The organism is Streptomyces sp. NPDC048172 (genome assembly GCF_043202595.1).
Classification (GTDB): Bacteria; Actinomycetota; Actinomycetes; order Streptomycetales; family Streptomycetaceae; genus Streptomyces.
Window position 1 is genome coordinate 172,925 of record NZ_JBIDAT010000004.1, and the last position, 22,889, is coordinate 195,813.

Sequence of the window (22,889 nt, forward strand, 5' to 3'; positions counted from 1 at the left end):
CTGGTCCGCCGACCGGTCCTTCGACCGGGTCCTTGAACCGGGTCCTTCGACCGGGTCAGCCGTCCAGCGCGCGCACCGGGTCGTCGGCGGCGGGGCCCTCGGGCCACCAGTCGTCCTCGCCGGGGTCGCTGCGGTACGGATACCAGCGGCCGTCCTTCCCGTAGCGGAGCTGGACGGTGTGCGAGGGGTCCGTGAGCCGGTTCCGCCGGATGGTCATGCGGGGGCGTCCGGCGGCGGCCAGGGCGCCGCGGGCGCGGTCGAACCCGCCCGCTGGCGGGTCCCACTCCTCCTCCAGCACCTGGAGCCCGGTCTCGCCGCCCTGCCGCCAGGCCGCCGCCGCGCGGGTCAGCTCCTGCGGGGTGCGCCCGGCGGCCTTGGCGAAGCTCGCGAAGAGCGGGGAGAGCGTGCGCCGCCCGGTGAGGCGCGGATGGGTGGCCGCGAGGCGGATGGTGTCGTGCCAGACCGAGAGCGACGGCAACGGATGCTCCCCGTGCGCGAGCGCGGCGTGGGCCCGCACGGCGGCGTCGCTCGCCAGGAACTCCAGCCCGTCGGGACTCGGCCCGCCCGGCACCGCCGGATACGAACGGGACTCGGCCGGAGCCTCCGGCACGGGCAGCGGCTCGGGCAGCCGCGGCCGTACGCCCGTCTCCCGCGCCGCCCGTGCCGTCCTCGCGGGGACGGTCGGCATGGCGGGGCGCTCGGCCCCGCCCGTGGCGCGCTGGCGGCGCTTCAGCTCGCCGCGGACCTCGGCCTCGGGCCGCCCGCGCAGCAGGAGCAGCACGAAGGGGTCGGCGTCCAGCAGGGCCGCCGCCTCGTACCCGAGCGCGGCGGCGTGCTTGCAGGGGCGGACGGGGTCGGGGCACGAGCACCCCGGCCTCAGCTCGCCCGGCTCCGGCAGCAGCCGGACACCGGCCGCCCGAGCCTCCCCGGCGAGCGCGGGCGGCAGCTCTCTGTCCAGCAGGGCCGTCGTGTGGGCCGGTTCGGCGACGGTGAGGCCGAGGAAGGTGTCCCACTCCTCGGGCGTCAGCTCGGGCAGCCGCAGGGACGCCCGGTAGGGGCGGGGCCTGCTGCCGTGGACGAAGCCGACGAGACGGCCCGGGCCGATCCGGACCGCGTCGACACCGCCGTCACGCGCGTACGCCCTGCCGCGGGTGAGACGGGCCGGGTCGGGGGCCTCCTCCTCCAGCGCACGCAGCCAGGCCGCGACGAGCCCGGACCGGGCTTCGCCGGACCGGACCTCGGCGGACTGGGCTTCGCCAGACGGGTCCCCGCCAGACCGGGCCACACCGGACTGGACCTCTCCAGACCGGGCCTCGCCAGACCGGGCCTCGCCAGACCGGGCCTCTCCCGTACGCGCCTCGTCCGGACGGCGCTTGGCCGTGCGGGTCTCGTCCGTACGGATCCCTCCGGCACGGAACGCGTCGGTGTGGGCCTCTCCCGCCCGCGCCGTCATTCCGGTCTCCGCAGCGAGACGAGGTCGGTCAGCTCGGCGTCGGTCAGCTCGGTGAAGGCTGCCTCTCCGGCGCCGCCGAGGACGGCCTCGGCCAACTGGCGCTTCGCGTCGAGCAGTTCCGCGACGCGCTCCTCGACCGTGCCCTCGGTGAGCAGCCGGTGCACCTGGACGGGCTGGGTCTGCCCGATGCGGTACGCGCGGTCGGTGGCCTGCTCCTCCACGGCCGGGTTCCACCAGCGGTCGTAGTGGACGACGTGGGAGGCGCGCGTCAGGTTCAGCCCGGTGCCCGCCGCCTTGAGGGAGAGCAGGAAGACGGGGACCTCGCCGGACTGGAAGCGGTCGACCATCTCCTGACGGCGCCCGACGGGCGTACCGCCGTGGAGCGTCTGGGTGGTGATTCCGCGCGCCTCCAGGTGCCGTTCAAGAAGGCGCGCCATGGCGACGTACTGCGTGAAGACCAGGGTGGCGCCGCCCTCGGACAGGATGGTCTCCAGCAGCTCGTCCAGAAGGTCGAGCTTCCCGGAGCGCGTGCCGCGGCCCGCGAGACGGGGCGCGTCCGCTCCGGGCGCGCTCTCGCGCAGATACTGCGCCGGATGGTTGCAGATCTGCTTGAGCGCGGTGAGCAGCTTCATCACCAGGCCGCGCCGCTCCATGCCCTCGGCCTCGCCGATGCGGGCGAGCGTCTCGCGGACCACCGCCTGGTAGAGCGCGGTCTGCTCGCGGCTCAGCCCGACGGGGTGGTCCGTCTCGGTCTTGGGCGGCAGCTCGGGGACGATGCCGGGGTCGGTCTTGCGGCGGCGCAGCAGGAACGGCCGCACCAGCCGGGCCAGCCGCGCGGTCGCCTCGGGGTCCTCACCGGTCTCGACGGCGCGGGCGTGCCGGGCGCGGAAGGTCTTGAGGGGGCCGAGCAGTCCCGGTGTCGTCCAGTCGAGCAGGGACCACAGCTCCGACAGGTTGTTCTCCACCGGGGTGCCGGTGAGCGCCACGCGGGCGGGGGCCGGGATGGTGCGCAGCGCGCGGGCCGTCGCCGAGTGCGGGTTCTTCACGTGCTGGGCCTCGTCGGCCACGGCCATGCCCCACTCCCGGGCGGCGAGCTGGTCCGCGCGGGTGCGCATCGTGCCGTACGTGGTGAGCACGAAGCCGCCCTCGTCCGGGGGCAGCTCCCTCGCCTCGCCATGGAAGCGCCGGACGGGGACGCCGGGGGCGAAACGGGCGATCTCCCGCTGCCAGTTGCCCAGCAGGGAGGCCGGGCAGACGACCAGGGTCGGCGCCTTCCAGCCCGCCTCCGCGCGGCGCAGGTGGAGGGCGATGAGCGTGACGGTCTTGCCGAGCCCCATGTCGTCCGCGAGGCAGCCGCCCAGGCCGAGCGAGGTCATCAGGTCGAGCCAGGCGAGGCCCTGCAGCTGGTAGTCCCGCAGGCGGGCGTGGAGCGCCGCGGGCGGCGGCACGGGCTCGACGGCACCCAGCCGGTCGCGCAGCTCCGCCAGCGCGCCCTGGGGCACGACCTCGGTCGGCTCCCCCTCCACCTCGGCGGTACCGGTCAGTGCCATCGCGAGGGCGTCCCCCGGCGGGAGCAGCCCGAGGTCGCGCTGCCGCGCCTTCCGTACGAGCGCGGGGTCGACCAGCACCCACGCGTCGCGCAGCCGGACCAGCGGGCGCTGCGCCTCGGCCAGCTCGTCCAGCTCGCCCTCGGTCAGGGGCTCGCCGCCCAGCGCGATCTGCCAGCGGAACTCCAGGAGCTTCCGCTCCTCGAAGAAGCCGAAGCTGTCGGCGGCCGATCCGGGCGCGCGCACGCCGCGCGGTCGCACGACGGCGGTCGCGGTCAGCTCGCGCGCGAGGGTGCGCGGCCAGTGCACGGCGACATCGGCGGCGGCGAGCTTACGGCCCGCGCGGCCCAGCAGCTCGTCCACCTCGTCCTCGCCGAGCGGCAGCACGTCCGGCACGGGGCGCTCCAGCAGCCGTCCCAGCGGTGGCCACACGCGGGCGGCGCGGCGGACGGCGAGCACCGTGCCCGTCTTCCCCCGGGGGCCGATGTGCTCGGCCTCGCCGCGCCACAGGTCGGCGACGTCCGCGACGAGCGTGGGGTCGGCGACGCTCTGCGCCTGCACGACGGCGGCGGCGACGGCCTGGTCCTTCCGCTCCGCGCCGTCGAACAGGTCCCGCGCGGACAGGTCCAGCCGGAGCGAGATCCGTACCCCCGCGTCCACCTCGGCGTCGACCTCGTCCGCCCACTCCCGGACGGCCGGGAACCGCTCCCCCAGGCGCTGGGGACGGCGGCCCGCGAACGCCTCGCCCGCGGCGAGCGGCGCCGCCGAGGTGCGCGGCAGCGTGTCGGCGACGGCGTCGAGGAACGCCCGGACGAGCGCCTCCGGCTCCGGCACCGCCTCCGCGGACTCCGGAGAGGCGGGCACGGCGTGCCCCTCGAAGGGCAGCGCGGCGGCGATGCCCGCGACCTGCGCCGCGTCCTCAGCCGCCAGCGGCCCGGCCCGCCACACGTCGGCGTCCCCCGCGCCGACGCCCGCGACGAGCCGCCCCATGGCGACCATCCGCAGCGCGTGCAGCGCGGCGGCGCCCCAGCAGGCGGCGGCCGGATGCGCGGACGGCGCCGTCCGCGCCCGGGTCAGCACGGGCAGGGCCTCCCCCACGGTCAGCAGCCGCGCCGCCGTGTCCCCCAGCCCCGCCACGGTGACGCTCCCGGCCTCGCCGCCGCCCTCCGGCAGCGCGCCCCCGTCCGGCCGCCAGAACGCCACGCGCCCCTCCCGCGGCAGCTCGGCGGGCACGAAGACGGCGGCGCACCGCACGAACGCTTCCCCGTCCATCCCGCTCACCGCCCTCCGGAACCCGCCTCGCAACGACCGTTCCACGCTACGGGTCACCACTGACAACGGCGGTGAGGGGCGACGGGGGACCTGTGGGAGGACGGGGGGGGTTACGGGCCGGTGGCCACCGACGGCTCGGCGCTCGCCCCCTCCCGCTTCGGTGCGGGCGCCCACTCGATGCGCAGGGCGCAGAGGGCGACGAGTGCGGCGGAGGCGGCGACGGTGGCCATGCCCCAGGTGAGGGTGGTGGCGTTCGCGATGAAGCCGATCACCGGCGGGCCCGCGAGGAGGCCCGTGGTGCCCATGGCGGCGACGAGCGCGAGGGCCTGGGGGCCCTGGCGGGCGGCGGAGACGTAGACGCAGGGCGTCACGGCGGCGATGCCGAGCCCGACGCAGGCGAAGCCGATCAGGGCGGGGACCACGCCTCCTGCCAGGAGGGCGAGGGCGAGGCCCGCGCCCGCCAGGACGCTGCCGAAGCGGACGATACGGCCGTCGCCCCAGCGGGAGCGCCAGCCGTCGGCAAAGAGGCGGGCCAGGACCATCATCACGGAGACGACCGCGATGCCCAGGGGCGCGACGTGCGAGGAGGCGTGGGCGACCTCCTTCATGTAGAGGGCCGACCAATCGTTCATGGCGCCCTCGGCCACCGTGCCGAAGACCATGGCGCAGCCCATCCAGATGGTCACGCGGGTCGGAAGGGTGAGCCCCTTGCGGGGCTCCGGCTCCGGCTCCGCCGCCGCCTCCGGGGGCGCGTCCGGCTGCTCCGTCAGGAGGCCCCGGTTCGCATAGGCCACCAGGAGCAGGACGAGGGCGGTGGCCGTGGCGAAATGGGCCGTCATGGAGGAGGTCACGGTGTTGACGCCGGAGGCCAGCAGCGCGGCGCCCAGCGAGCCCGCGCTGAACGTGGCGTGCAGCCGTGCCATCGCGGTGCGTGCGAAGCGGGCCTCCAGTTCGGCCCCCTGCGCGTTCATGGCGACGTTCAGACAGCCGACGCCCAGACCGTCGGCGCACATGACGAGCAGCGCGACGGGGTAGTTCGGCGCGGCCGCCAGGGCGAGCAGGAGCACGCCCAGGAAGAGCGCCGAGAGGACGGCCAGCCGTCGCGAGCCCAGCCGTCGGGTCAGGACGGCGACGAGCGGGAAGGACACGGCGGCGCCGACGCCCGTCGCCATGAGCAGCAGGCCCAGTTCGGCGTCCGTCAGCCCGAGTTCCGTCTTGATCGCGGGGAGCCGCGCCGCCCAGGTGGCGTACTGGAACCCGAGTACGCAGAACAGTGCCGCGATCGCCAGTTGCGCCCGTCGGTAGTCGTCGCGGACACGGAGCATGTGCATCAGCCTTTTCGTCGTTCGGGCACTCTGCCGGGTATCGGCATGGACATGTACGTCGCGTCCGTGCCGTAACTGGCCGGGAGGCCGACCTCCCGGTGGGGGTGGAATCCGCGTGCCGACCAGAAGGGCGCGCTGCCCGCGACGGCGATCAGGGAGATCCGTTCGTACCGCTCGCTCCGGGCCGTCGCGTCGAGCCGTTCCAGGAGGCGCCGTGCCAGTCCCGCGCCCCGGAACCGTTCGGCGACGGCCAGGTCGTGGAGGTGCAGATTGGTCGAGCGGAACGCCGTCTCCTCCGTACGCGCCAAATCGGGGCTCCGGAACGGCGGGTAGGGAAGCGAGATCAGATAGCCCGCCGTGTGCGCGTCGGATTCCACGACGTAGCAGGTCCCCGGGGAGGTCCTGGCCCGTGAGGCGAGCGCCTCCGCCCCCTCGGAGAGGCCGAGGGGTCCGTAGACGTCGGCCTCCAGACGGGCCACGCCGCTCCAGTCGCCGTCGGCGAGGGGCCTGACGAGGACGTCGTTTCTCAGGGTCGGCATCTAGCGCGGCACCGCCCTGTACGGCAGCGGGCCGAAACCGTTGAACCCTCTGGTCGTGTAACTCGTCGCGTAGGCCCCGCAGGAGAGGACCCAGACCGGGTCTCCGGAGGCCGCGCCCCTGGGGACGCGGACGAGGCTGCCCTCGTGGCTGTACGCGTCGTCGCTGTCGCAGGTGGGCCCCGCGACGACGGCGGGGACCAGCTCCGCACTGTTCCGCGAGGGGAACACCAGCGGGTACTGGAGCGCGTCCATCTCGTACAGGCCGTTGAACTTCCCGCAGCTCAGGTACAGCCAGTGCTGACGCTCCCCGGTCGCTCCCCGCCGCGCGGAGAGGCGGGAGACATGGGCGCGTATCGCGCCGTGGTCGGCGACCAGATGGCGGCCCGGTTCCATACGGAACTCCAGGGGCGTGCCGGAGAGTTCGCGCAGGTGCCGCACGCCCTCGCGCAGGACGGCGAAGATCTTGTCCAGCGGCGGGTCCAGGCGCGTGCCGTGCCGGTCGAGGTAGCCGAGCGCGGGCAGGCCGCCGCCCAGGTTGACGTGGTCCAGGTGGATCTCCCGTTCGCGCAGCGCGACGAGGACCCCGGCGATGCGCTCGACGGCGGCCCGCCACGCCTCGGGCGTCATCTGCTGGGAGCCGACGTGCACGGAGAGCCCGGACGGCATGAGGCCCGTGTCCCGGGCCGTCTCCATCACCTGGAGGGCGTCGGCGGGCGAGCAGCCGAACTTGTGGCTGAGGCCCCACAGGGCCCCCTCCCCGTCGGTCGCGAGCCGGCAGAACACCCGCGCGCCGGGCGCGTGGGCCGCGAGCGCCCAGACGTCCTCCACGCTGTCGGTGGCGAAGTCGCGGACGCCCAGGCGGTGGGCCTCGGCGATGTTCCGGTCGGACTTGACGGTGTTGCCGTAGTGGATGTCGCGGGGATCCGCGCCCGCGGCGAGGGCCTGCGCGATCTCCTGCGGGCTCGCCGCGTCGAACCCGGCGCCGCGCCGGACGAGGCACGCGAGCACCTCGTCCACCGGGCACGCCTTCATCGCGAAGCGGACGGAGAGGCCGGGGAGTTCCCGTACGAGCGTCGCGTACCGCTCCTCGATGCCCGGGAGGTCGAAGACGATCTGGTCCTCCGTCGCGGCGGCCAGGGCCGCGCGCAGACGTGTGCTGACGTACATGTGGATGCCCGTTCTGCTGCGTACCGCCGCGCTGCCGCGGCTCACCGCGGGAGCCGGTGGACGGTCGTGGACGTGCTCGCCTGCATCAGCGCTCCCCAGACCTCGGTGAGCAGCGCGAAGTCCTCCATGTCGTGCCGTGCCTCGGCCAGCAGCCGGGGGCCGCGCGGCTCCAGGGAGGCGGCGAATTCGGCGTATCTTCCGCCGAGCTTCCGGTACGAGCGCGCGAGGATGTCGAGCCTTTCGACGTTCTCGGCGGTGTCCAGCAGGGTGCTTTCCCGTACGAGTTCCGCGACGCGGTCGGCGCGTACGAGGTGCGCGTCGTCGAGCAGCGATGTTCCGGTTTCCGCCAGCCGGTCGTAGAGGAAGTTCAGGTAGAGCATCGAGAAGAAGAACTTCGTGAACCGCGTCTGATAGGCGAGGAATCCGGGGTCGGTCCTTCTCTCGCCGGTGTAGAAGTTCACGATGTTGCGGTTGTGCAGCACGCCCGGCAGGCCCGCGTTGCGGACCAGATGCATCAGGAAATAGTCGCTGCCGATGGTCTCCGTGGCGGGCGGCAGCGGCACGCACTCGTGCACGCCGTGGAAGCCGATGTTGCACATGTCGATCCGCATGGGGTCGACGAGGGTCAGCACGGAACGGTCGCCGGTGAACGGCTCGTTCCCGGCGCCGCGGAAGGATTCGTCGACGAGTTCCCTCTTCCGCTCCCGGGGCCAGCCGACGGGGGCCCAGAGGCTCACCACGTCGTAGTAGACCTCGGGGTCGAGGCGCTGGATCTCGCCGATGTCCACGGAGAGTTCGCCGACGAAGGAACCGGCGACGAGCGCCACCGGCTTCCCGGCGTGCTCCGGGCCGAGAGCGCTCTCCGTCACGCCGTCCGTCGCCTCGTGCGGAAGCTTCCCGAGGGAGAGGAGTTCGTGGTGGACGGGGAAGACGAGTTCGCCGTCGAACACCTGGTAACTGCTGTCGGAGTCCCGGCGGTGGACGGACTCGCAGCCGAGCGCCTTCGCGAGGAGAAAGGCCCGGTTGGTGCAGGCGCCGTAGGAGACGCTTTCCGGGAGCATGAGGTCGAGCATCAGCTCCGGTTTGGCGACCCCGGCGCCGTGGATGACCCGGCGCAGGAAGTCGCGCTGTTCCTCCTCGCCGAGGTGGTGCGTGACGACGTGCGGCGCCGGGTGCGCCTCCCGCGCGTACCGCAGGGCCGAGGCGTGTTCCGCGAAGGAGGCGGGTCCTGAGGAATCCAGGACGAGGACGTGCACCTCGACGTCGAAATTCCGGGCCGCGTACGCCGCCTCCCGCATCAGCGCCGTCACCATGGGCGCGCAGGCCCTGTTCGTGGGAAGGGTCAGACAGATCGAACGCATTCAGGTTCTCCGGTTCCGGTTCACCGTTCGGATTCCTTCGGATTCCTACGCGTGCCAGCTCGTGAGACCCAGCAGTTTCTCCCCCAGCGCGTTCAGCTCGGCGGTCCCGTAACGCTCCGACTCGTGCCGGAACGCGTCGCCGACGAGCGTCTTGTTCCAGTCCGGAGTGGCGAGGTGGCGCCAGGACTCGACGCGGGACTTCGTGAGCGCGTGGTGCGATTCCAGCGCGGGCATCATCGAGAGGTACTGGACCGCGCGGACGCCCTTCTCCGAGGTGTTGGGCGCGACGCCGTGCGCGAGCATGCCGTTCCAGATCAGCAGATCGCCCGCCCGGAGTTCCGGCCGGACCACGGGGAATTCCGTACGGTCGGCGTTCGGCCTGATCGGATCGCGGTCGTCCGGCTGGTCGAGCTTCCAGCGGTCGAACCGGCGGAAGAGTTCCGGGCAGCACTGGAATCCGCCGTGATCCTCACGGGTGTCGTTCAGCGCGATGATTCCCTGGACGCGCTGCGGCAGCACGCCGAGCGTGGAGTCGACGTCCCAGTGGAGATTGATGTCGAACCCCTCGTCGGTGGGGTCGATCAGCGCGCGGTCGCGGTTCTCGACGTTCGGCGGATTGAGGTTGAGCCGGTCGAGGGTCACCCACAGCTCCTCGCAGTCCCAGACGTCCACGAACGCGTCGTAGACCCGCTGGGCCTGGCGGCTGTCCCAGAGGAGCTGGTGGTGGTACGCCTCGACGAAGCCGTAGATGTAGAGGTCCCGGTCGAGGTCGTCGCGGAATTCCCGCTCCGGGTACCAGGTTTCGGGCCGCTCCGGGTCGAGGCCCTGGAATTCCCAGGTGAAGTCGAGCAGCTTCCGGGCCGCTTCGGCGGGAATGGCCTCTCTGACGACGATGTAGCCGTACGTCTGCCAGAAGGCGAGGTCCTCTTCGGAAAGCACGCGCAGCGGTCTGGCTTTCCGGATGTCCTTCAGCGGCGTCTGCGCGAGATAGGTCTCGCCGTCCGCGCTGAAATACGGGGTGTCCGAGGCAGCTCGGTACAGATGTCCGTCGGGCGTGGGCATGCGACTGCTCCAGTGACAGTGACAGTGAAAGTGGCGTGAAGGGGCCGCTCTCCGTCGCGCCGCGTCAGAGGGAATGACGGAATCAGAAAGCCGGAGAGGCGGGGAAGAAGAGAGAGAAGAGAGACAGGAGGGCACGGCGGGCCGGTTCATGCCTGCGGAAGGCGGCATCCGGGCGGGGGGCCGTGACGGCTCGCGGTCCGGGCGAGCGGAAGGGCGCCTGCGGGCCGGTCGTTCATGGAGGCGGTGGCTCCCGCCGACGGCGGGGCCGGTGGTTCTCCCTCCTCGCGCTCGCGCCCATCACGGGGACGGAGAAACCCGGACGGACAGACGTACGGACTTGCGAGCGTACGGACGGACAGCGCCGCGCTTCCCCTGAGATGGACTAGACCAACTCGATGTGTCCCCAGGTTGGACTAGACCACCGGCAGTGTCAACCCCGGCCCCAGGGGCTCCAGTTGGGTACCGGAGCCTCGTCCCGCCCCGTTCACCCGCACGAAAGACGCCCGTCGCACACGGAGTCCGAGCATGCGTCAGCGGCCCGCGAGCAGTGCGCACGGGCCACTGTCAGGAGCGCCGGGCGGGCCGGCCCCCGTTAGGGGGCTTCTGATGGATCTCCGCGGCGTCGCGACGCCCGGCACGCACTCTCGCCGCACCGGCCGAAAGACCAAGTACGCCCAGTACGAGGACTTCCGGCCGGCACGCCGAGAGCACGCACCGGACGCCGCTCCTTCCTCCACGGAGATCCATCAGAAACCCCCTAGTCCGTCAGGCCCCCGCCAGCACCTCCGCCGCCGCGATCCCGGAGACGCGCGTGGCGCCGTGCGTGGCGAGGTGGACGGCGCCGATACGGTCGCCGCCGGGCACGCCCATCTCGACCACCAGCGCGTCGGGGCGGCGGCTCAGCAGCCCCGCCAGCGCCTGCGACATCCAGCGGTGCCGGGCCGCGTCCCGCGTGACGACGACCAGTTCGCGCCCGGTCGCGGGCGCGAGCGCGACGCGGTCCAGCAGGTCGTCCTGGCCCGCCAGTTCATCCTCGGCGATCCGGACGGACGTGGTGCCGGGCCGCAGCGCGCGCAGCGGGTCCGCCACGCCCCACGGGGTGGCGCCGTCGACGGCGAGGCTCATCGTCGGGGACAGCTCCACGACGTGCGGGGCGCCCGTGAGCGGCAGTTCGGCGCCCGCGCCGGGGCGGCTGTGCACGCGCACCGCGCGGCGGGCCGCGACCAGCCCGATGTCGGGCACCTTCGCGTCCGGGTCCGCCTTCCGCGTCAGCTCGGCCGACCAGGAGGCGAACTCCCGTACGCGCGCCGCCGCCTCCGCGAGGCGCTCCTCGGACAGCGTGCCGTCCAGCACGGCCGCGACGAGCGCTTCCGTCAGCTCGACGGTCGTCGACTCCTCCGCGCTCTCGCCGCCCACGCACACCGCGTCGGCGCCCGCCGCGACGGCCCTGACCGTGGCCCCGGCGATGCCGTACGGGCCGGAGACCGCGCCCATCTCGATGCCGTCGGTGACAACCAGGCCCGTGAAGCCGAGCCGGTCGCGGAGCAGCCCGTTGATGATCTTCGGGCTGAGCGTGGCGGGCAGCTCCGTGTCGTACGCCGGGATGAGCATGTGCGCCGTCATGACCGTACGCACGCCCGCCTCCATCGCGGCCGTGAACGGCGGCAGGGCGACACGGGCGATCTCGTCGGCGTCGGCCGAGGTCTGCGGGAGGCCGTGGTGCGAGTCGACGTTGGTGTCGCCGTGACCCGGGAAGTGCTTGGCGCAGGCGGCGACCCCGGCGGACTGGAGCCCGCGGATCCAGGCGGCGGTGTGCCGGGAGACGACCTCGGTGCGCGCGCCGAACGAACGGACGCCGATGACCGGGTTCATCGGGTTGGAGTTCACGTCGGCGCTGGGCGCGTAGTCGAGCGAGACGCCTATCGCGCGCAGGCTGTGGCCGATGTCGCGGGCGACCTCCTCGGTGAGGGCGGGGTCGTCGATGGCGCCCAGCGCGAGATTGCCGGGCCAGGAGGCGCCCGTACGCACGTCGAGGCGCGTCACGTCCCCCGCCTCCTCGTCGATGGCCACGATGAGGTCGGGGTTCTCAGCCCGCAGCGACGCGGTGAGCGCGGCGACCTGCTCCGGGCTCTCGATGTTGCGGCCGAACAGGACGACGGAGGCGAGCCCCTCGGAGACCCTCCGGCGCAGCCAGTCCGGTGCGGTGGTCGTACCCACGAACCCCGGTTGGAGGACGGAGTTGGCGAGCCGGACGAGCTCCGGGTGGCTGCTGTGTGCCATGAGGGACCTCCGAGGGGGCGACGTTGGTGCAGACCAAGGCGGATATTGGCCTATACCAATCCGGAGTGTCAAGGAGTACTCGTGAGGGGGAATGTGCCGAAATGGGGCGCGCGACGGCCGGATTGGGACGCCTCGGCCGCGTGGTACTTATGCGAACTCCCGTGGCACTACCCGACGGTACGGCCGCGAGGCGGCTCGGGGAAGGTCGCGGGAGGCGGGGGAAACACCCGGGAGCGGGGTCGTGATGGCGCCAGGCGTGCACCGTGACGGGGCACGGCCGCCAGCCGTCACGCGCGGCGACGCCCGTGCCCACGCCCGTACCCGCGCCGTGGTCATGGTCGCGGGAGAGCAGGCTGCGGACGCGGAGTTCGGAGATGCCCGTCGCCGCCCGGCGCCGGGCCAGCAGCGCGAGGGCGCGGGGATGTCTGCCGGCCTCGACGGCCAGCTCGTACGAGCCCGCCAGCTCGCTCGCGTGCTCGGGCGGCAGGGAGCGCAGGTCGACGGGGGCGCCCAGCGCCTCGTAGGCGCGGCTGCGGGGGGTGAGGAGCGTACGGCCCAGGGGGTGCGGGGCACGGAAGCGCGCGGCGAAGTACGCGTACAGGTCGCGCGTGCCCAGCCGCTGTTCGAGGGCGCTCAGACCGCCGTCGTACGCCCCCTCGCACCGGCCGTCCAGCCAGCAGATCCCGCCGGGGAACGCGGCGCCGAACCGCGTGCTGCGCCCCCTGCTCTCCACCTGGCACCCCGCCTCGCCGCGTACGAGTCGCAGCGCCCCGCCGGCACCGGCCCGGTGGCGTACGAGCGGGAGTGGGCGCATGCCGAGCAGCTCCGCGCCGACCTCGCCGCCGTACGGGAGGCCCTGCTCTCCCTCGCCGTCACGCTCCAGGGCGTCGCGGGCGTGGGCGTGGGCGTGGGCGACCTGATCCGGCTCGAAGCGCCGTTACCCCCGCAGGCGCCCCCGCCCAGCGCCGAGAGCTGACCCCTCCACGAGCCAACCGCCCCGTATCTCCCAGGTGCCGCCCCCGGACGTCGCGCCGCGCAGGCCGTGCACGGCGTCGGGTCCGGCGAGCGCGGGGAGGCGTGAGTCGTGGAGCGACGCGAACGCGACCGTGCGGGACGGGTCCCAGCCGGTGCTGTGGCGCAGCCTGCGGGCGAGCTGCGCGAATCCGGGCAGCGCCGCGGCCATCACCCACCCGTCCGGCTCCCCCTCCGTCAGGCGCCGCGCGGCGCGGAGCCAGGAGGCGGCCGTCTCCGGCCAGTTCACGACGGCGGCGACCGTACCGCCGCGTGCCCTCCACACGGCCGCGAACGCCTCCGCCGCGGCCCGCGACGCGCCGTCCCTGCCGTGCCCGACGGCCACGGTCCGTACATCCGGGGCCAGGAGTCGCGTCACGGCCGCGAGTTCGGCCCCGGTGTGCGGGCGCGGCCCCGGCAGCCGACCGTACGCGGACAGCTCCCCGGCCCCCAGGAGCGGCGATCCGGACTCCCTCATGCCGCCTCGTGGAAGACGAGGCCGAGCGTGTGGCGGCGGCCGGAGCGTACGGTGCTCACGCCGTGCCGCATCGGGCCGTTCGCCCAGCCGCGCCGGGAGGCCACGGGGCGGTCGCGGGTGGTGAAGACGAGCGCGTGGCCCTGGGGCAGCGTCGTGGACGAGCCGCGCGACTGGGCGCGGGCGCGCTGCTCGGTCATCAGGAACTCGCCGCCGGTGTAGTCGGTCCCGGGCACGTCGAGCCCGACGACGACCTGGAGCGGGAAGAGCATCTCGCCGAACACGTCGCGATGCAGGGCGTTCCAGTCCCCCGGCCCGTACCGCAGCAGGATCTGCGCCGAGCGCGGCTGGCCCGCCTCGTGGCATTGCTCCAGCCACTCCTCCAGCGCGTCGGGCCAGGGCGCGGGGCGGCCGAGCCGTTCCGCCCAGCGGCGGGCGACGGGCAGCAGGCACGGGTAGAACGCGGCCCGCAGCGCGGCGACCGTCTCCGGCAGCTCGTGCGTGAAGTAGCGGTACTGGCCGGAGCCGAAGCGGTGCCGGGCCATGTCGACGGTCGAGCGGAACCGCGCGGTGTCCTCGTACAGGCCGGAGATCTCGCGGCACTGGGCCGGGGTGAGGAGCGGACCGGTGAGGGCGCTGCCGTGGGCGTCGAGCTCCTCGGTGAGCGCGTCCCAGTCCTGCGCGGCGACGCGGCTCGCGAGGGCCGCCGGGGCGGTGGGCGTCGTCAGGTCGTTCATGCCTCCACGGTGCGACCGTACGGGCCGCCGTGCTGGCGGGAATCGGACGCCGCGCTACGGGACGGGCGCCGGGGCGTCAGTTGAGGGTGATGCCGCCGTGGATGTCGCGGGCCTGGATGACGGGGCCGGAGACGCGGGAGTCGATGATCTTGTTCTCCACCACGGAGCTGTCGTGGTGCCGCGTCGCCTCGATCGTGGTGCGGTGCCGCTCGGCCCAGTCGCACAACTGCGCGGCGAAATTGTCGTCCTGGACGGCACGCCGCAGCAGCAGCGCGGCGAAGTCCCGCACGGCCACGGGGTCCGCCGTGTCCACCGGGACGCCGTCGGGCTCGGCGGCGTCCTCCGGCCCGCCGGGCGCACGGCCCAGCGCACGGCCCGGCGCACGATCCGGCACGCGGCCCGTCGCACGGCGCGCGAGACCGGCCAGGGACTGCCACGCCGACTCCCCCGCGGCGCCCGCGGCACCCGTCCCGACAGCGGTACCGGCGGCGGCGACAAGGGCTGCGGCGGCCTCAACGTCCATACGGATCACGGTAGAACAGCGGGAGCGGCACCGCCAGATCGCGTGCCGCCGCGCGCACGCCCGGGTACGTTCGGGCCATGAGCGAACGTCCGGGCCCGCGCCCGCTCCTGATGCTCGACGTCGACGGCCCGCTCAATCCGTTCGCGACGCGCTTCTCCTGGCTCCCCCTCGGCTACACGACGCACCTCATCAAGCCGCCGAGCCTCGTCGCGCGGTACGCTCCGGCGCCCGCGGCGAGCGTGCCGCCGTACCGCGTGCGGTTGCGCGCGGAGCACGGCGCGCTGCTCCGCGCGCTCCCCTACGAGCTGGTGTGGGCCACGGCCTGGGCGCACGAGGCCAACGAGTTCATCGCCCCCGTGCTGGGGCTGCCGCCGCTCCCGGTGGTCGAGTGGCCCCAGGACGCGGGGCCCGAGCTGGACGGGCTGCTGTGGAAGACCCGGCACATCGTCGCGTGGGCGGACGGACGCCCGTTCGCCTGGGTCGACGACGCGATCACCCGGCGGGAGCGGCGGTATGTGGCCGCGCACCACGACGGGCCGGCGCTGCTGCACCAGGTGAGCGCCCGACGGGGCCTGCGCCGCGCGGACTTCGACGCCCTCGCGGCGTGGGCCGCGGGACGCTGAGCGGCGCTCAGCGCCCCGCCGTCCCTCACCCTCCCGCTCAGTTCCCCAGGTCCTCCTGCGGGGTGCCCGGCGCCGGGGGCTCGAAGCTGTCGAACCCCGCGGCCTCGATGAAGTCCGGGCGCGGATCGAGCGCGGCGGCCAGCCGGAAGTGGCGCCGGGCCTCGTCGCCCCGCGAGGCGCGCTGGAGGGTGCGCGCGAGCGCGAAGTGCGCGAACGCGTTGTCGGGCTCGCGCTCCAGCACCCAGGCGAACTCCTCCTCGGCGGACCGCAGCCGCGCCTCCAGGAAATACGCCCGCGCACGCAGCAGCCGGGCCGCCGTGTGCTCGGGGTGGTCCGCGATCACGCCGTCGAGCAGGGTGACCGCGCCGCGCGGGTCGCGCGCGTCGAGCAACCGCTCCGCCGCGCGGAACTGAATGATGTTGGTCTCAGGGCTCGTCACGGTCACGCCGCCCTCCTTCCGCTTCGGTCGACCCTCACAACAAGCGGCCCCCGCACCGCATTCCCGCCACCCGTCATGCGTCACTCGTCCCAGAGCGCGCCGAGGGCGAGGAGCTCCTGCCGGTACTCGATCCGCCCGGCCCACTCGGAGGGCCAGCAGTCCGCGCCGAGGTACGCGCCCGCGAAGGCGCCGGTGAGGCAGGCGAGGGAGTCGGAGTCCCCGGCCGTACAGGCCGCGCGGCGCAGCGCGGTGAGCGGCTCCTCGGGGAAGAGCAGGAAGCAGAGCAGCGCCGTGGCCAGCGACTCCTCGGCGACCCAGCCCTCTCCGGTCGCCTCGCAGGGGTCGGCCTCCGGGTCGGGGGCGCGCAGCGCGGCCTCCACGCGGTCGAGCACGTCGAGGCACTCGTCCCAGCCCCGCTCGATGAACGCGACCGGGCCGTGGTCGTGCGCGAACCGCCACAGGTCACCGAGCCACCACTCGTGGTAGCGGGAGCGGTTCTCCCGGGCGTGCTCGCGCAGCGCGCGCGGGAGCGCGCCCGGCGGGGTGCCGTGCGCCAGCAGCCGTACCGCCTGGGCGACCAGGTCGCTCGCCGCGAGCGCGGTCGGGTGACCGTGCGTGAGCGCCGCCTGGAGCTGGGCCACACCGGACCTGGCCTCGTCCGAGAGCCCCGGCACCAGCCCGGCGGGCGCCACCCGCATCGTCGCGCCGCATCCCTTGGAGCCGGTCTGGCTGGCCTCCTGCCAGCGGCGGTCGTCATGGCTGAGCAGCTCGCACGCGACCAGGCACGTATGCCCCGGCGCACGGTTGTTCTCCGGAGAGCGCCACCACTCGACGTACTCCTCACGGACCGGACGGGCCACCCGGGAGGGCGTCAGCGCCCCGCGTTCCGCCGCGGTGCGCAGCCCTCGTCCCAGGGCGAGGGTCATCTGGGTGTCGTCCGTCACGAACGCGGGGTCGGGCAGCGCCATGCCGCGCCAGGGACCGCACTTCTCCAGGATCCGCGGGACGTCGTTGAACTCGGTCGGAAAGCCGAGCGCGTCCCCGAGCGCCAGCCCCGTCATCACCCCGGTCGCCGCTCGCTTGCTGTCTACACGGGCCATGCCCCCATCCAACCCCACACAACGCCCCGCCCCCGTCTCAGGGCTGGGCAGGAACTGCCCCTGCCTGTGTGCCGCAGGCTGGGGGTTGTGGGTGGTTGCGCGCGCAGTTCCCCGTGCCCCTGAGGCCTCAGGGGCACGGGGAACTGCGCGACAAGCCACGACGCAGCCGCAGCCGCAGCCTGCAAGGCACCGCACAGGGCTGCCCCTGCCCAGCCCTGAGACGAGGGCGATCATGATCCGCCGGATACGGCACAGGCGGACAGGACGCCAGGCCGATCAGGACAGGCCGTCAGGACGTCCAGCGTTTCCAGAGTTGCCGCACCTGCGGCTCCAGGTCCTCCAGCGGGCCGTCGTTGTCGATCACGACGTCCGCGACCGCGAGCCGCTCCTCGCGGGTGGCCTGGGCCGCCATGCGGGCGCGGGCCTCGCCCTCGTCCATGCCGCGCGCCCGGACGAGCCGGTCGAGCTGGGTCTCGGGCGAGGCGTCCACGACGACGACCTCGTCGTAGAGCGGCGCGAGTCCGTTCTCCACCAGCAGCGGGACGTCGTGCACGACGACGGCGTCCTCGCCCGCCTCGCGCTCCAGCTCGGCGGAGCGGGCGCCGACCAGCGGGTGGACGATCGCGTTGAGCGCGGCGAGGCGCTCGGTGTCGGAGAACACCAGCGCGCCGAGCTTCGGCCGGTCCAGCGTCCCGTCGGGGCCGAGGATCTCCGCGCCGAACTCCGCGACGATCGCGTCGAGTCCGAACGTCCCGGGCTCGACGACCTCGCGGGAGATCCGGTCCGCGTCGATGATCACCGCGCCGCACGCCGCGAACAGTCGCGAGACCTCGCTCTTCCCCGCACCGATTCCGCCTGTCAGACCGACCTTGACCATGCGGGACACGCTATACGGCGACGCCCCGCCAGGGCTCAGCGCTCCCCCGGCTCGCTGCCTCCCCCGCCCCCGGCGGCGCCGCCCTCGCCCTCGCGCTCGGCGAGGAAGCGCTCGAAGACCTCCCCCAGCTCATCGGCCGAGGGCAGCTCCACCGGCTCGGCGACGAGATTGCCCCGCGATTCGGCGCCCGCCACCGCGTCGTACTGCTGCTCCAGGCCGCGGACGACGGAGACCAGCTCCTCGTCGCCCTCGGCGAGCTGGCGCTCGATCTCGTTCTGCGTGCGCAGGGCCTCGGTGCGGAGCTGGTGGGCCACCTCGGGGAGGACGAGGCCCGTGGCGGAGGTGATGGCCTCGGCGACGACCAGGGCCGCGTCGGGGTAGGTGGAACGGGCGATGTAGTGCGGCACGTGGGCGACGACCCCGAGCACGTCGTGCCCGCTCTCCGCGAGCCGCAGCTCGATCAGCGCGGCGGCGCTGCCGGGCACCTGCGCCTCGTCGAACATCGAGGCGTGGCCGGGGATCAGCTCCGTCCGGTTCCCGTGCGGCGTGAGGCCGACGGGGCGGGTGTGCGGGACGCCCATGGGAATGCCGTGGAAGTTCACGGAGAGGCGGGCGCGGACCCGGTCGACGATCTCGCGGACGGCGGCGGCGAAGCGCTCCCACTCGCTGTCCGGCTCGGGACCCGAGAGCAGCAGGAACGGGGCGCCGGTCGCGTCCCGCATCAGGCGCAGCTCCAGCCGCGGCGTCTCGTACGCCACCCACTGGTCGCGGCGGAAGGTCATGATCGGGCGCCGGGCGCGGTAGTCGATCAGCCGGTCGACGTCGAAGCGGGCGACGGTGAGGGAGGGCTGGCTGTCCACGAGCCGCTCCACGATCTGCTCGCCGGTGTCTCCGGCGTCCATAAAGCCCTCGAAGTGATAGAGCATCACCAGACCGGCGCTGTCGGGCTCGCCCACGATCGCGTCGACCGCGTCCAGCCCGCTCTGCTCCCACTCGTACATACCTTGCGGATCCACTGCTTCACGCTCCTCTGGCATACGTATCGTCAACGCCCGCTGCCGGAGCGGCATTCCCGGTCCCAGGGGTCTCTCGTACGGCCAACTGGAAAGGTTCCTAACTTTCCTCGCGCCGGGCCCCTTGACGCGTACGCGCCCCGACCCTAGCTTCACCGGACACCGCAGGAGTTCATGTGAGCACCCTGCGTTCACATACATGTCCGCTCGTCCCCCATCAGCCGGGAGTCCCCCCATGCGCACCCGAAGAGTGCTCGTCCTGTCGTCCGCGGCGCTGCTCGCCGCGGGCGGCCTCGCCGTCGGCAACGCGACCGCCGGGGCCTCCGGCCCGGGACCGGGGCCGGGGCCGGGGCCGCGCGAGGTCATCGAGGTCAGCGACGCCGCCGGGCTCAAGGCCGCGCTCTCCGAGGCCGGGGCGGGCGACACCATCCAGCTCGCCGACGGAACGTACAAAGGCAACTTCAAGACCAGCCAGGCCGGCACCGAGGGCTCCCCCATCACCCTCACCGGCTCCGGGAAGGCGGTCCTCACGGCCGGCGGCGGCTACGGCCTGCACCTCGACGGCGCGGGCCACTGGAACCTCAAGGGCTTCACCGTCACGGGCGGCCAGAAGGGCATCGTCATGGACGGCGCCGACGGCGTCCATCTCGACGGGGTCACCGTGCACGGCCTCGACATGGAGGGCGTGCACTGGCGCGAGTCCAGCTCGGACGGCTCGATCAGGAACTCCACCGTCCGCGACACCGGCAACAACGGCCGCGGCATGGGCGAGGGCGTCTACGTCGGCAGCGCGGGCGGTACGGACGACAAGAGCGACGGCATCGTGATCGAGAACAACACCCTGGGCCCCGGCGTCGGCGGCGAGAGCATCGACATCAAGGAGGGCACGACCGGCGCGAAGATCATCGGCAACACCTTCGACGGCGACGGCCTGACCGGCGCCAACTACGACGACTCCTGGGTCGACATCAAGGGCAACGACGTCCTCGTCGAGAACAACACCGGCAAGAACACGACGAACAGCGGCTTCGAGACCCATGAGCAGCAGGACGGCTGGGGCTGCGGAACCGTGTTCCGGGGGAACCACTCCGACCTCACGGGCTCCTCCGGCAAGGACCAGTTCGCGATCAACGTCACGAACTACGACGCGAAGTCCTGCCCCGTCACGGTCTCCGGCGACAACACGGTCAAGGGCGGCAAGGGACTGACCAACCCGGGAGTGCCGGTCGAGGGCTAGCACGGCAAGGGGCACCCCCTTCGCAGCCCCAACGCCTCAACGCCAAGAGGCCCGCACCCCCGGAAAGGGGTGCGGGCCTCTTATCGGCTATCGCCTAGCGGCTGGGGGCACCTCCCAGCGGTAGCTGGGGGAAATCAGCTCTGGCCGCCGGCGAGCTTCTCGCGGAGGGCCGCAAGCGCCTCGTCCGACGCGAGGGCGCCGGAGTCCTCGTCCGAACCCTCGGAGGAGTACGAACCGCCGCCGCCACCCTGGCCGCCGCCCTGCGGGGTCGGAGCGCCACCGGTGGTCGCGCCCTCGGCCGCCGCCTGCTCGTCGGCCTCGCGGGACTTGATGACCTGGGCCTGGTGCTGCTCGAAGCGGGTCTGCGCCTCGGCGTACTGGTTCTCCCACGCCTCCCGCTGGGTCTCGTAGCCCTCGAGCCAGTCGTTGGTCTCGGGGTCGAAGCCCTCCGGGTAGATGTAGTTGCCCTGGTCGTCGTAGGACGCGGCCATGCCGTAGAGCGTCGGGTCGAACTCGACCGCGGTCGGGTCGGCGCCGAAGGACTCGTTGGCCTGCTTCAGGGACAGCGAGATCCGGCGACGCTCCAGGTCGATGTCGATGACCTTGACGAAGATCTCGTCGTTGACCTGGACGACCTGCTCCGGGATCTCCACGTGGCGCTCGGCCAGCTCGGAGATGTGGACCAGGCCCTCGATGCCCTCGTCGACGCGGACGAACGCACCGAACGGCACCAGCTTGGTGACCTTGCCGGGGACGACCTGGCCGATCTGGTGGGTCCGGGCGAACTGCTGCCACGGGTCTTCCTGGGTCGCCTTGAGCGACAGGGAGACGCGCTCGCGGTCCATGTCGACGTCCAGGACCTCGACCGTGACCTCCTGGCCGACCTCGACGACCTCGGACGGGTGGTCGATGTGCTTCCAGGACAGCTCGGAGACGTGCACGAGTCCGTCCACGCCACCCAGGTCCACGAAGGCACCGAAGTTGACGATGGAGGAGACGACGCCGGAGCGCACCTGGCCCTTCTGGAGGGTGGTGAGGAAGGTCTGGCGGACCTCGCTCTGGGTCTGCTCGAGCCAGGCACGGCGGGACAGGACCACGTTGTTGCGGTTCTTGTCCAGCTCGATGATCTTGGCTTCGAGCTCCTTGCCCACGTAGGGCTGGAGGTCGCGGACGCGGCGCATCTCGACCAGGGAGGCCGGGAGGAAGCCGCGGAGGCCGATGTCGAGGATGAGGCCGCCCTTGACGACCTCGATGACGGTACCGGTGACGATGCCGTCCTCTTCCTTGATCTTCTCGATGGTGCCCCAGGCACGCTCGTACTGAGCGCGCTTCTTCGAGAGGATCAGGCGGCCTTCCTTGTCCTCCTTCTGGAGAACCAGGGCCTCGATCTCGTCACCGACGGCGACGACCTCGTTGGGGTCGACGTCGTGCTTGATCGACAGCTCACGGGAAGGGATGACACCTTCGGTCTTGTAACCGATGTCGAGCAGGACCTCGTCCCGGTCGACCTTCACGATGACGCCGTCGACGATGTCGCCGTCGTTGAAGTACTTGATCGTCTCGTCGATCGCGGCGAGGAAGGCTTCCTCGGAACCGATGTCGTTTACCGCAACCTGCGGAGTGGTGGCGGAGGTCTCGGTGCTGCTCGTCATGTGGGAAAGGGTCTCCGGTACGGACATGAAGTCGTAGGTACTGCTACGCCGAGAGCCCTCTATCGCACCACGTGCACGCCAGCCGGACAGCTTGAAAGCCGGAAACCCGAGGGGACAATACAACCGATGCGAGCGCGACCTGCTCCGTCTGAGGCGCGCAGGCCCGCAGCGCAACTTGTAGCATACGGGGGCCGCTGGGCATGGTCAATGCGCGAAAGAGCACACCTGGGACGGACCGTCCCATACCCGGCAGAACTTCCTGCGCCGGGCCTGTGTGCAGCGCCTCCGCGGCTCCGCACGAGGGCCGGCGCCAAGCGTACGACGACAGGTGCCATGGACGAGATCACGGACGAGGCGGAGGCCGTACGACGGCCCGCCGGGGACGCCGAGAGCAGCCGCGCGAACCGGATGTGGTGGGACCGCAACGCCGACGAGTACCAGAAGGATCACGGAGAGTTCCTGGGGGACGCGCGCTTCGTCTGGTGCCCCGAGGGGCTCGACGAGGAAGAGGCCCGGCTGCTGGCCCCCGCCGCCGCGCTGCCCGGGATGGACGTCCTGGAGATCGGCGCGGGCGCCGCGCAGTGCTCGCGCTGGCTGGCCGCGCAGGGCGCCCGCCCCGTGGCCCTCGACCTCGCGCACCGGCAGCTCCAGCACGCGCTGCGGATCGGCGACGGACTCGGCGGGGACCTTGGCTTCCCGCTGGTCGAGGCCGACGCCGGTGCGCTCCCCTTCGCCGACGGCTCCTTCGACAGAGCCTGCTCGGCCTTCGGCGCGCTCCCCTTCGTCGCCGAACCGGAACGGGTGATGCGCGAGGTACGGAGGGTCCTGCGGCCCGGGGGCCGGTGGGTCTTCTCCGTCACGCACCCGCTGCGCTGGGCCCTGCCCGACGAGCCGGGTCCCGAGGGGCTGGCCGTGCTGTCCTCCTACTTCGACCGCACGCCGTACGTCGAGGAGGACGCCCAGGGCCGCACCGTCTACGTCGAGCACCACAGGACGCTCGGCGACCGGGTGCGGGACGTGGTCGGCGCCGGGTTCCGGCTGGTGGACCTCGTGGAGCCGGAGTGGCCCGAGTGGAACCAGCAGGTGTGGGGCGGCTGGTCGCCGCTGCGGGGGAGGCTGATCCCGGGCACGGCGATCTTCGTGTGCGAACGGGACTGACGGACCGACGGGACTGACGGACGGGACCTGAGTGACTT

20 protein-coding genes are annotated in these 22,889 nt (G+C 73.0%); 4 read left to right on the forward strand and 16 right to left on the reverse strand.

Annotation, left to right across the window (positions count from 1 at the left end; translation table 11 throughout):
• Positions 1–55: 55 nt before the first annotated feature.
• The 8 genes from ACGF3A_RS18590 to ACGF3A_RS18625 form a co-directional block, all read right to left on the reverse strand.
• Complete coding sequence (locus ACGF3A_RS18590; protein ID WP_393731053.1) at positions 56–1,453, reverse strand: hypothetical protein; 1,398 nt, start codon at positions 1,451–1,453, stop codon at positions 56–58.
• The gene (locus ACGF3A_RS18595; protein ID WP_393731055.1) at positions 1,450–4,272 is read right to left on the reverse strand and encodes a DEAD/DEAH box helicase; all 2,823 of its coding nucleotides are present in this window, start codon (positions 4,270–4,272) and stop codon (positions 1,450–1,452) included. The genes ACGF3A_RS18590 and ACGF3A_RS18595 overlap by 4 nt, the downstream gene beginning before the upstream one ends.
• Positions 4,273–4,382: 110 nt before the next feature.
• A complete protein-coding gene (locus ACGF3A_RS18600) occupies positions 4,383–5,597 on the reverse strand; it encodes an MFS transporter (protein ID WP_393731885.1) in 1,215 nt (404 codons plus the stop codon).
• A gap of 5 nt (positions 5,598–5,602) precedes the next feature.
• Positions 5,603–6,136 carry a GNAT family N-acetyltransferase gene (locus ACGF3A_RS18605; RefSeq protein WP_393731057.1) on the reverse strand — a complete coding sequence of 178 codons (534 nt, stop codon included), beginning with the start codon at positions 6,134–6,136 and terminating at the stop codon, positions 5,603–5,605.
• Positions 6,137–7,303, reverse strand: a complete 1,167-nt coding sequence (locus tag ACGF3A_RS18610; protein ID WP_393731059.1) for a type III PLP-dependent enzyme — start codon at positions 7,301–7,303, stop codon at positions 6,137–6,139.
• 41 nt (positions 7,304–7,344) lie between these two features.
• Positions 7,345–8,664, reverse strand: a complete 1,320-nt coding sequence (locus ACGF3A_RS18615) for a DUF6271 family protein (RefSeq protein WP_393731061.1) — start codon at positions 8,662–8,664, stop codon at positions 7,345–7,347.
• A gap of 45 nt (positions 8,665–8,709) precedes the next feature.
• Positions 8,710–9,726 (reverse strand): phytanoyl-CoA dioxygenase family protein, encoded by a 1,017-nt coding sequence (locus tag ACGF3A_RS18620; RefSeq protein WP_393731063.1) that lies wholly within the window; start codon positions 9,724–9,726, stop codon positions 8,710–8,712.
• A 765-nt stretch (positions 9,727–10,491) separates the two neighbouring features.
• Positions 10,492–12,006: a glycoside hydrolase family 3 protein gene (locus ACGF3A_RS18625; protein ID WP_393731065.1), complete on the reverse strand. Its 1,515-nt coding sequence runs from the start codon at positions 12,004–12,006 to the stop codon at positions 10,492–10,494.
• A gap of 244 nt (positions 12,007–12,250) precedes the next feature.
• On the opposite strand from ACGF3A_RS18625, the gene ACGF3A_RS18630 reads away from it, so the two are divergent.
• Positions 12,251–12,982: a hypothetical protein gene (locus ACGF3A_RS18630; RefSeq protein ID WP_393731067.1), complete on the forward strand. Its 732-nt coding sequence runs from the start codon at positions 12,251–12,253 to the stop codon at positions 12,980–12,982.
• On the opposite strand, the gene ACGF3A_RS18635 is transcribed toward ACGF3A_RS18630, so the two are convergent.
• The 3 genes from ACGF3A_RS18635 to ACGF3A_RS18645 all read right to left on the reverse strand — a co-directional run bounded on the left by ACGF3A_RS18635 (position 12,944) and on the right by ACGF3A_RS18645 (position 14,752).
• Positions 12,944–13,495, reverse strand: a complete 552-nt coding sequence (locus ACGF3A_RS18635; RefSeq protein ID WP_393731069.1) for an ABC transporter substrate-binding protein — start codon at positions 13,493–13,495, stop codon at positions 12,944–12,946. The genes ACGF3A_RS18630 and ACGF3A_RS18635 overlap by 39 nt on opposite strands.
• Entirely contained in the window at positions 13,492–14,229 is a 738-nt protein-coding gene (locus ACGF3A_RS18640) for a 2OG-Fe(II) oxygenase (RefSeq protein WP_393731071.1), read from the reverse strand. Before ACGF3A_RS18640 ends, ACGF3A_RS18635 begins: the two co-directional genes overlap by 4 nt.
• Before the next feature lie 76 nt (positions 14,230–14,305).
• On the reverse strand, positions 14,306–14,752 hold the full coding sequence (locus tag ACGF3A_RS18645) for a hypothetical protein (RefSeq protein ID WP_393731073.1): 447 nt from the start codon (positions 14,750–14,752) through the stop codon (positions 14,306–14,308).
• 77 nt (positions 14,753–14,829) lie between these two features.
• On the opposite strand from ACGF3A_RS18645, the gene ACGF3A_RS18650 reads away from it, so the two are divergent.
• Positions 14,830–15,375: a hypothetical protein gene (locus tag ACGF3A_RS18650; protein WP_393731075.1), complete on the forward strand. Its 546-nt coding sequence runs from the start codon at positions 14,830–14,832 to the stop codon at positions 15,373–15,375.
• A gap of 37 nt (positions 15,376–15,412) precedes the next feature.
• On the opposite strand, the gene ACGF3A_RS18655 is transcribed toward ACGF3A_RS18650, so the two are convergent.
• The 4 genes from ACGF3A_RS18655 to ACGF3A_RS18670 form a co-directional block, all read right to left on the reverse strand.
• Positions 15,413–15,820, reverse strand: coding sequence for a tetratricopeptide repeat protein (locus ACGF3A_RS18655; RefSeq protein ID WP_393731077.1), 408 nt, complete (start codon positions 15,818–15,820; stop codon positions 15,413–15,415).
• A gap of 74 nt (positions 15,821–15,894) precedes the next feature.
• Positions 15,895–16,914: an ADP-ribosylglycohydrolase family protein gene (locus ACGF3A_RS18660; RefSeq protein ID WP_393731079.1), complete on the reverse strand. Its 1,020-nt coding sequence runs from the start codon at positions 16,912–16,914 to the stop codon at positions 15,895–15,897.
• A 289-nt stretch (positions 16,915–17,203) separates the two neighbouring features.
• Entirely contained in the window at positions 17,204–17,791 is a 588-nt protein-coding gene (gene coaE, locus ACGF3A_RS18665) for a dephospho-CoA kinase (RefSeq protein ID WP_393731081.1), read from the reverse strand.
• 35 nt (positions 17,792–17,826) lie between these two features.
• Positions 17,827–18,792: a proteasome assembly chaperone family protein gene (locus tag ACGF3A_RS18670; RefSeq protein WP_393731886.1), complete on the reverse strand. Its 966-nt coding sequence runs from the start codon at positions 18,790–18,792 to the stop codon at positions 17,827–17,829.
• A 247-nt stretch (positions 18,793–19,039) separates the two neighbouring features.
• Between ACGF3A_RS18670 and ACGF3A_RS18675 the strand changes: the two genes are divergently transcribed.
• Positions 19,040–20,041, forward strand: coding sequence for a sheath polysaccharide-degrading enzyme (locus ACGF3A_RS18675; RefSeq protein WP_393731083.1), 1,002 nt, complete (start codon positions 19,040–19,042; stop codon positions 20,039–20,041).
• A 134-nt stretch (positions 20,042–20,175) separates the two neighbouring features.
• Here the strand turns inward: ACGF3A_RS18675 and rpsA are convergent, their stop codons facing one another.
• A complete protein-coding gene (gene rpsA / locus ACGF3A_RS18680; RefSeq protein ID WP_393731085.1) occupies positions 20,176–21,693 on the reverse strand; it encodes a 30S ribosomal protein S1 in 1,518 nt (505 codons plus the stop codon).
• A gap of 333 nt (positions 21,694–22,026) precedes the next feature.
• On the opposite strand from rpsA, the gene ACGF3A_RS18685 reads away from it, so the two are divergent.
• Positions 22,027–22,851: a class I SAM-dependent methyltransferase gene (locus ACGF3A_RS18685; protein WP_393731086.1), complete on the forward strand. Its 825-nt coding sequence runs from the start codon at positions 22,027–22,029 to the stop codon at positions 22,849–22,851.
• The last annotated feature ends 38 nt before the right edge of the window (positions 22,852–22,889 follow it).

Bases quoted from the DNA above. Each gene is read 5' to 3' on its own strand.
- ACGF3A_RS18590 (WP_393731053.1), bottom strand. From the start codon at position 1,453: ATGACGGCGCGGGCGGGAGAGGCCCACACCGACGCGTTCCGTGCCGGA.
- ACGF3A_RS18595 (WP_393731055.1), bottom strand. From the start codon at position 4,272: ATGGACGGGGAAGCGTTCGTGCGGTGCGCCGCCGTCTTCGTGCCCGCC.
- ACGF3A_RS18600 (WP_393731885.1), bottom strand. From the start codon at position 5,597: ATGCTCCGTGTCCGCGACGACTACCGACGGGCGCAACTGGCGATCGCG.
- ACGF3A_RS18605 (WP_393731057.1), bottom strand. From the start codon at position 6,136: ATGCCGACCCTGAGAAACGACGTCCTCGTCAGGCCCCTCGCCGACGGC.
- ACGF3A_RS18610 (WP_393731059.1), bottom strand. From the start codon at position 7,303: ATGTACGTCAGCACACGTCTGCGCGCGGCCCTGGCCGCCGCGACGGAG.
- ACGF3A_RS18615 (WP_393731061.1), bottom strand. From the start codon at position 8,664: ATGCGTTCGATCTGTCTGACCCTTCCCACGAACAGGGCCTGCGCGCCC.
- ACGF3A_RS18620 (WP_393731063.1), bottom strand. From the start codon at position 9,726: ATGCCCACGCCCGACGGACATCTGTACCGAGCTGCCTCGGACACCCCG.
- ACGF3A_RS18625 (WP_393731065.1), bottom strand. From the start codon at position 12,006: ATGGCACACAGCAGCCACCCGGAGCTCGTCCGGCTCGCCAACTCCGTC.
- ACGF3A_RS18630 (WP_393731067.1), top strand. From the start codon at position 12,251: ATGGCGCCAGGCGTGCACCGTGACGGGGCACGGCCGCCAGCCGTCACG.
- ACGF3A_RS18635 (WP_393731069.1), bottom strand. From the start codon at position 13,495: ATGAGGGAGTCCGGATCGCCGCTCCTGGGGGCCGGGGAGCTGTCCGCG.
- ACGF3A_RS18640 (WP_393731071.1), bottom strand. From the start codon at position 14,229: ATGAACGACCTGACGACGCCCACCGCCCCGGCGGCCCTCGCGAGCCGC.
- ACGF3A_RS18645 (WP_393731073.1), bottom strand. From the start codon at position 14,752: ATGGACGTTGAGGCCGCCGCAGCCCTTGTCGCCGCCGCCGGTACCGCT.
- ACGF3A_RS18650 (WP_393731075.1), top strand. From the start codon at position 14,830: ATGAGCGAACGTCCGGGCCCGCGCCCGCTCCTGATGCTCGACGTCGAC.
- ACGF3A_RS18660 (WP_393731079.1), bottom strand. From the start codon at position 16,914: ATGGCCCGTGTAGACAGCAAGCGAGCGGCGACCGGGGTGATGACGGGG.
- coaE (WP_393731081.1), bottom strand. From the start codon at position 17,791: ATGGTCAAGGTCGGTCTGACAGGCGGAATCGGTGCGGGGAAGAGCGAG.
- ACGF3A_RS18670 (WP_393731886.1), bottom strand. From the start codon at position 18,792: ATGTACGAGTGGGAGCAGAGCGGGCTGGACGCGGTCGACGCGATCGTG.
- ACGF3A_RS18675 (WP_393731083.1), top strand. From the start codon at position 19,040: ATGCGCACCCGAAGAGTGCTCGTCCTGTCGTCCGCGGCGCTGCTCGCC.
- rpsA (WP_393731085.1), bottom strand. From the start codon at position 21,693: ATGACGAGCAGCACCGAGACCTCCGCCACCACTCCGCAGGTTGCGGTA.
- ACGF3A_RS18685 (WP_393731086.1), top strand. From the start codon at position 22,027: ATGGACGAGATCACGGACGAGGCGGAGGCCGTACGACGGCCCGCCGGG.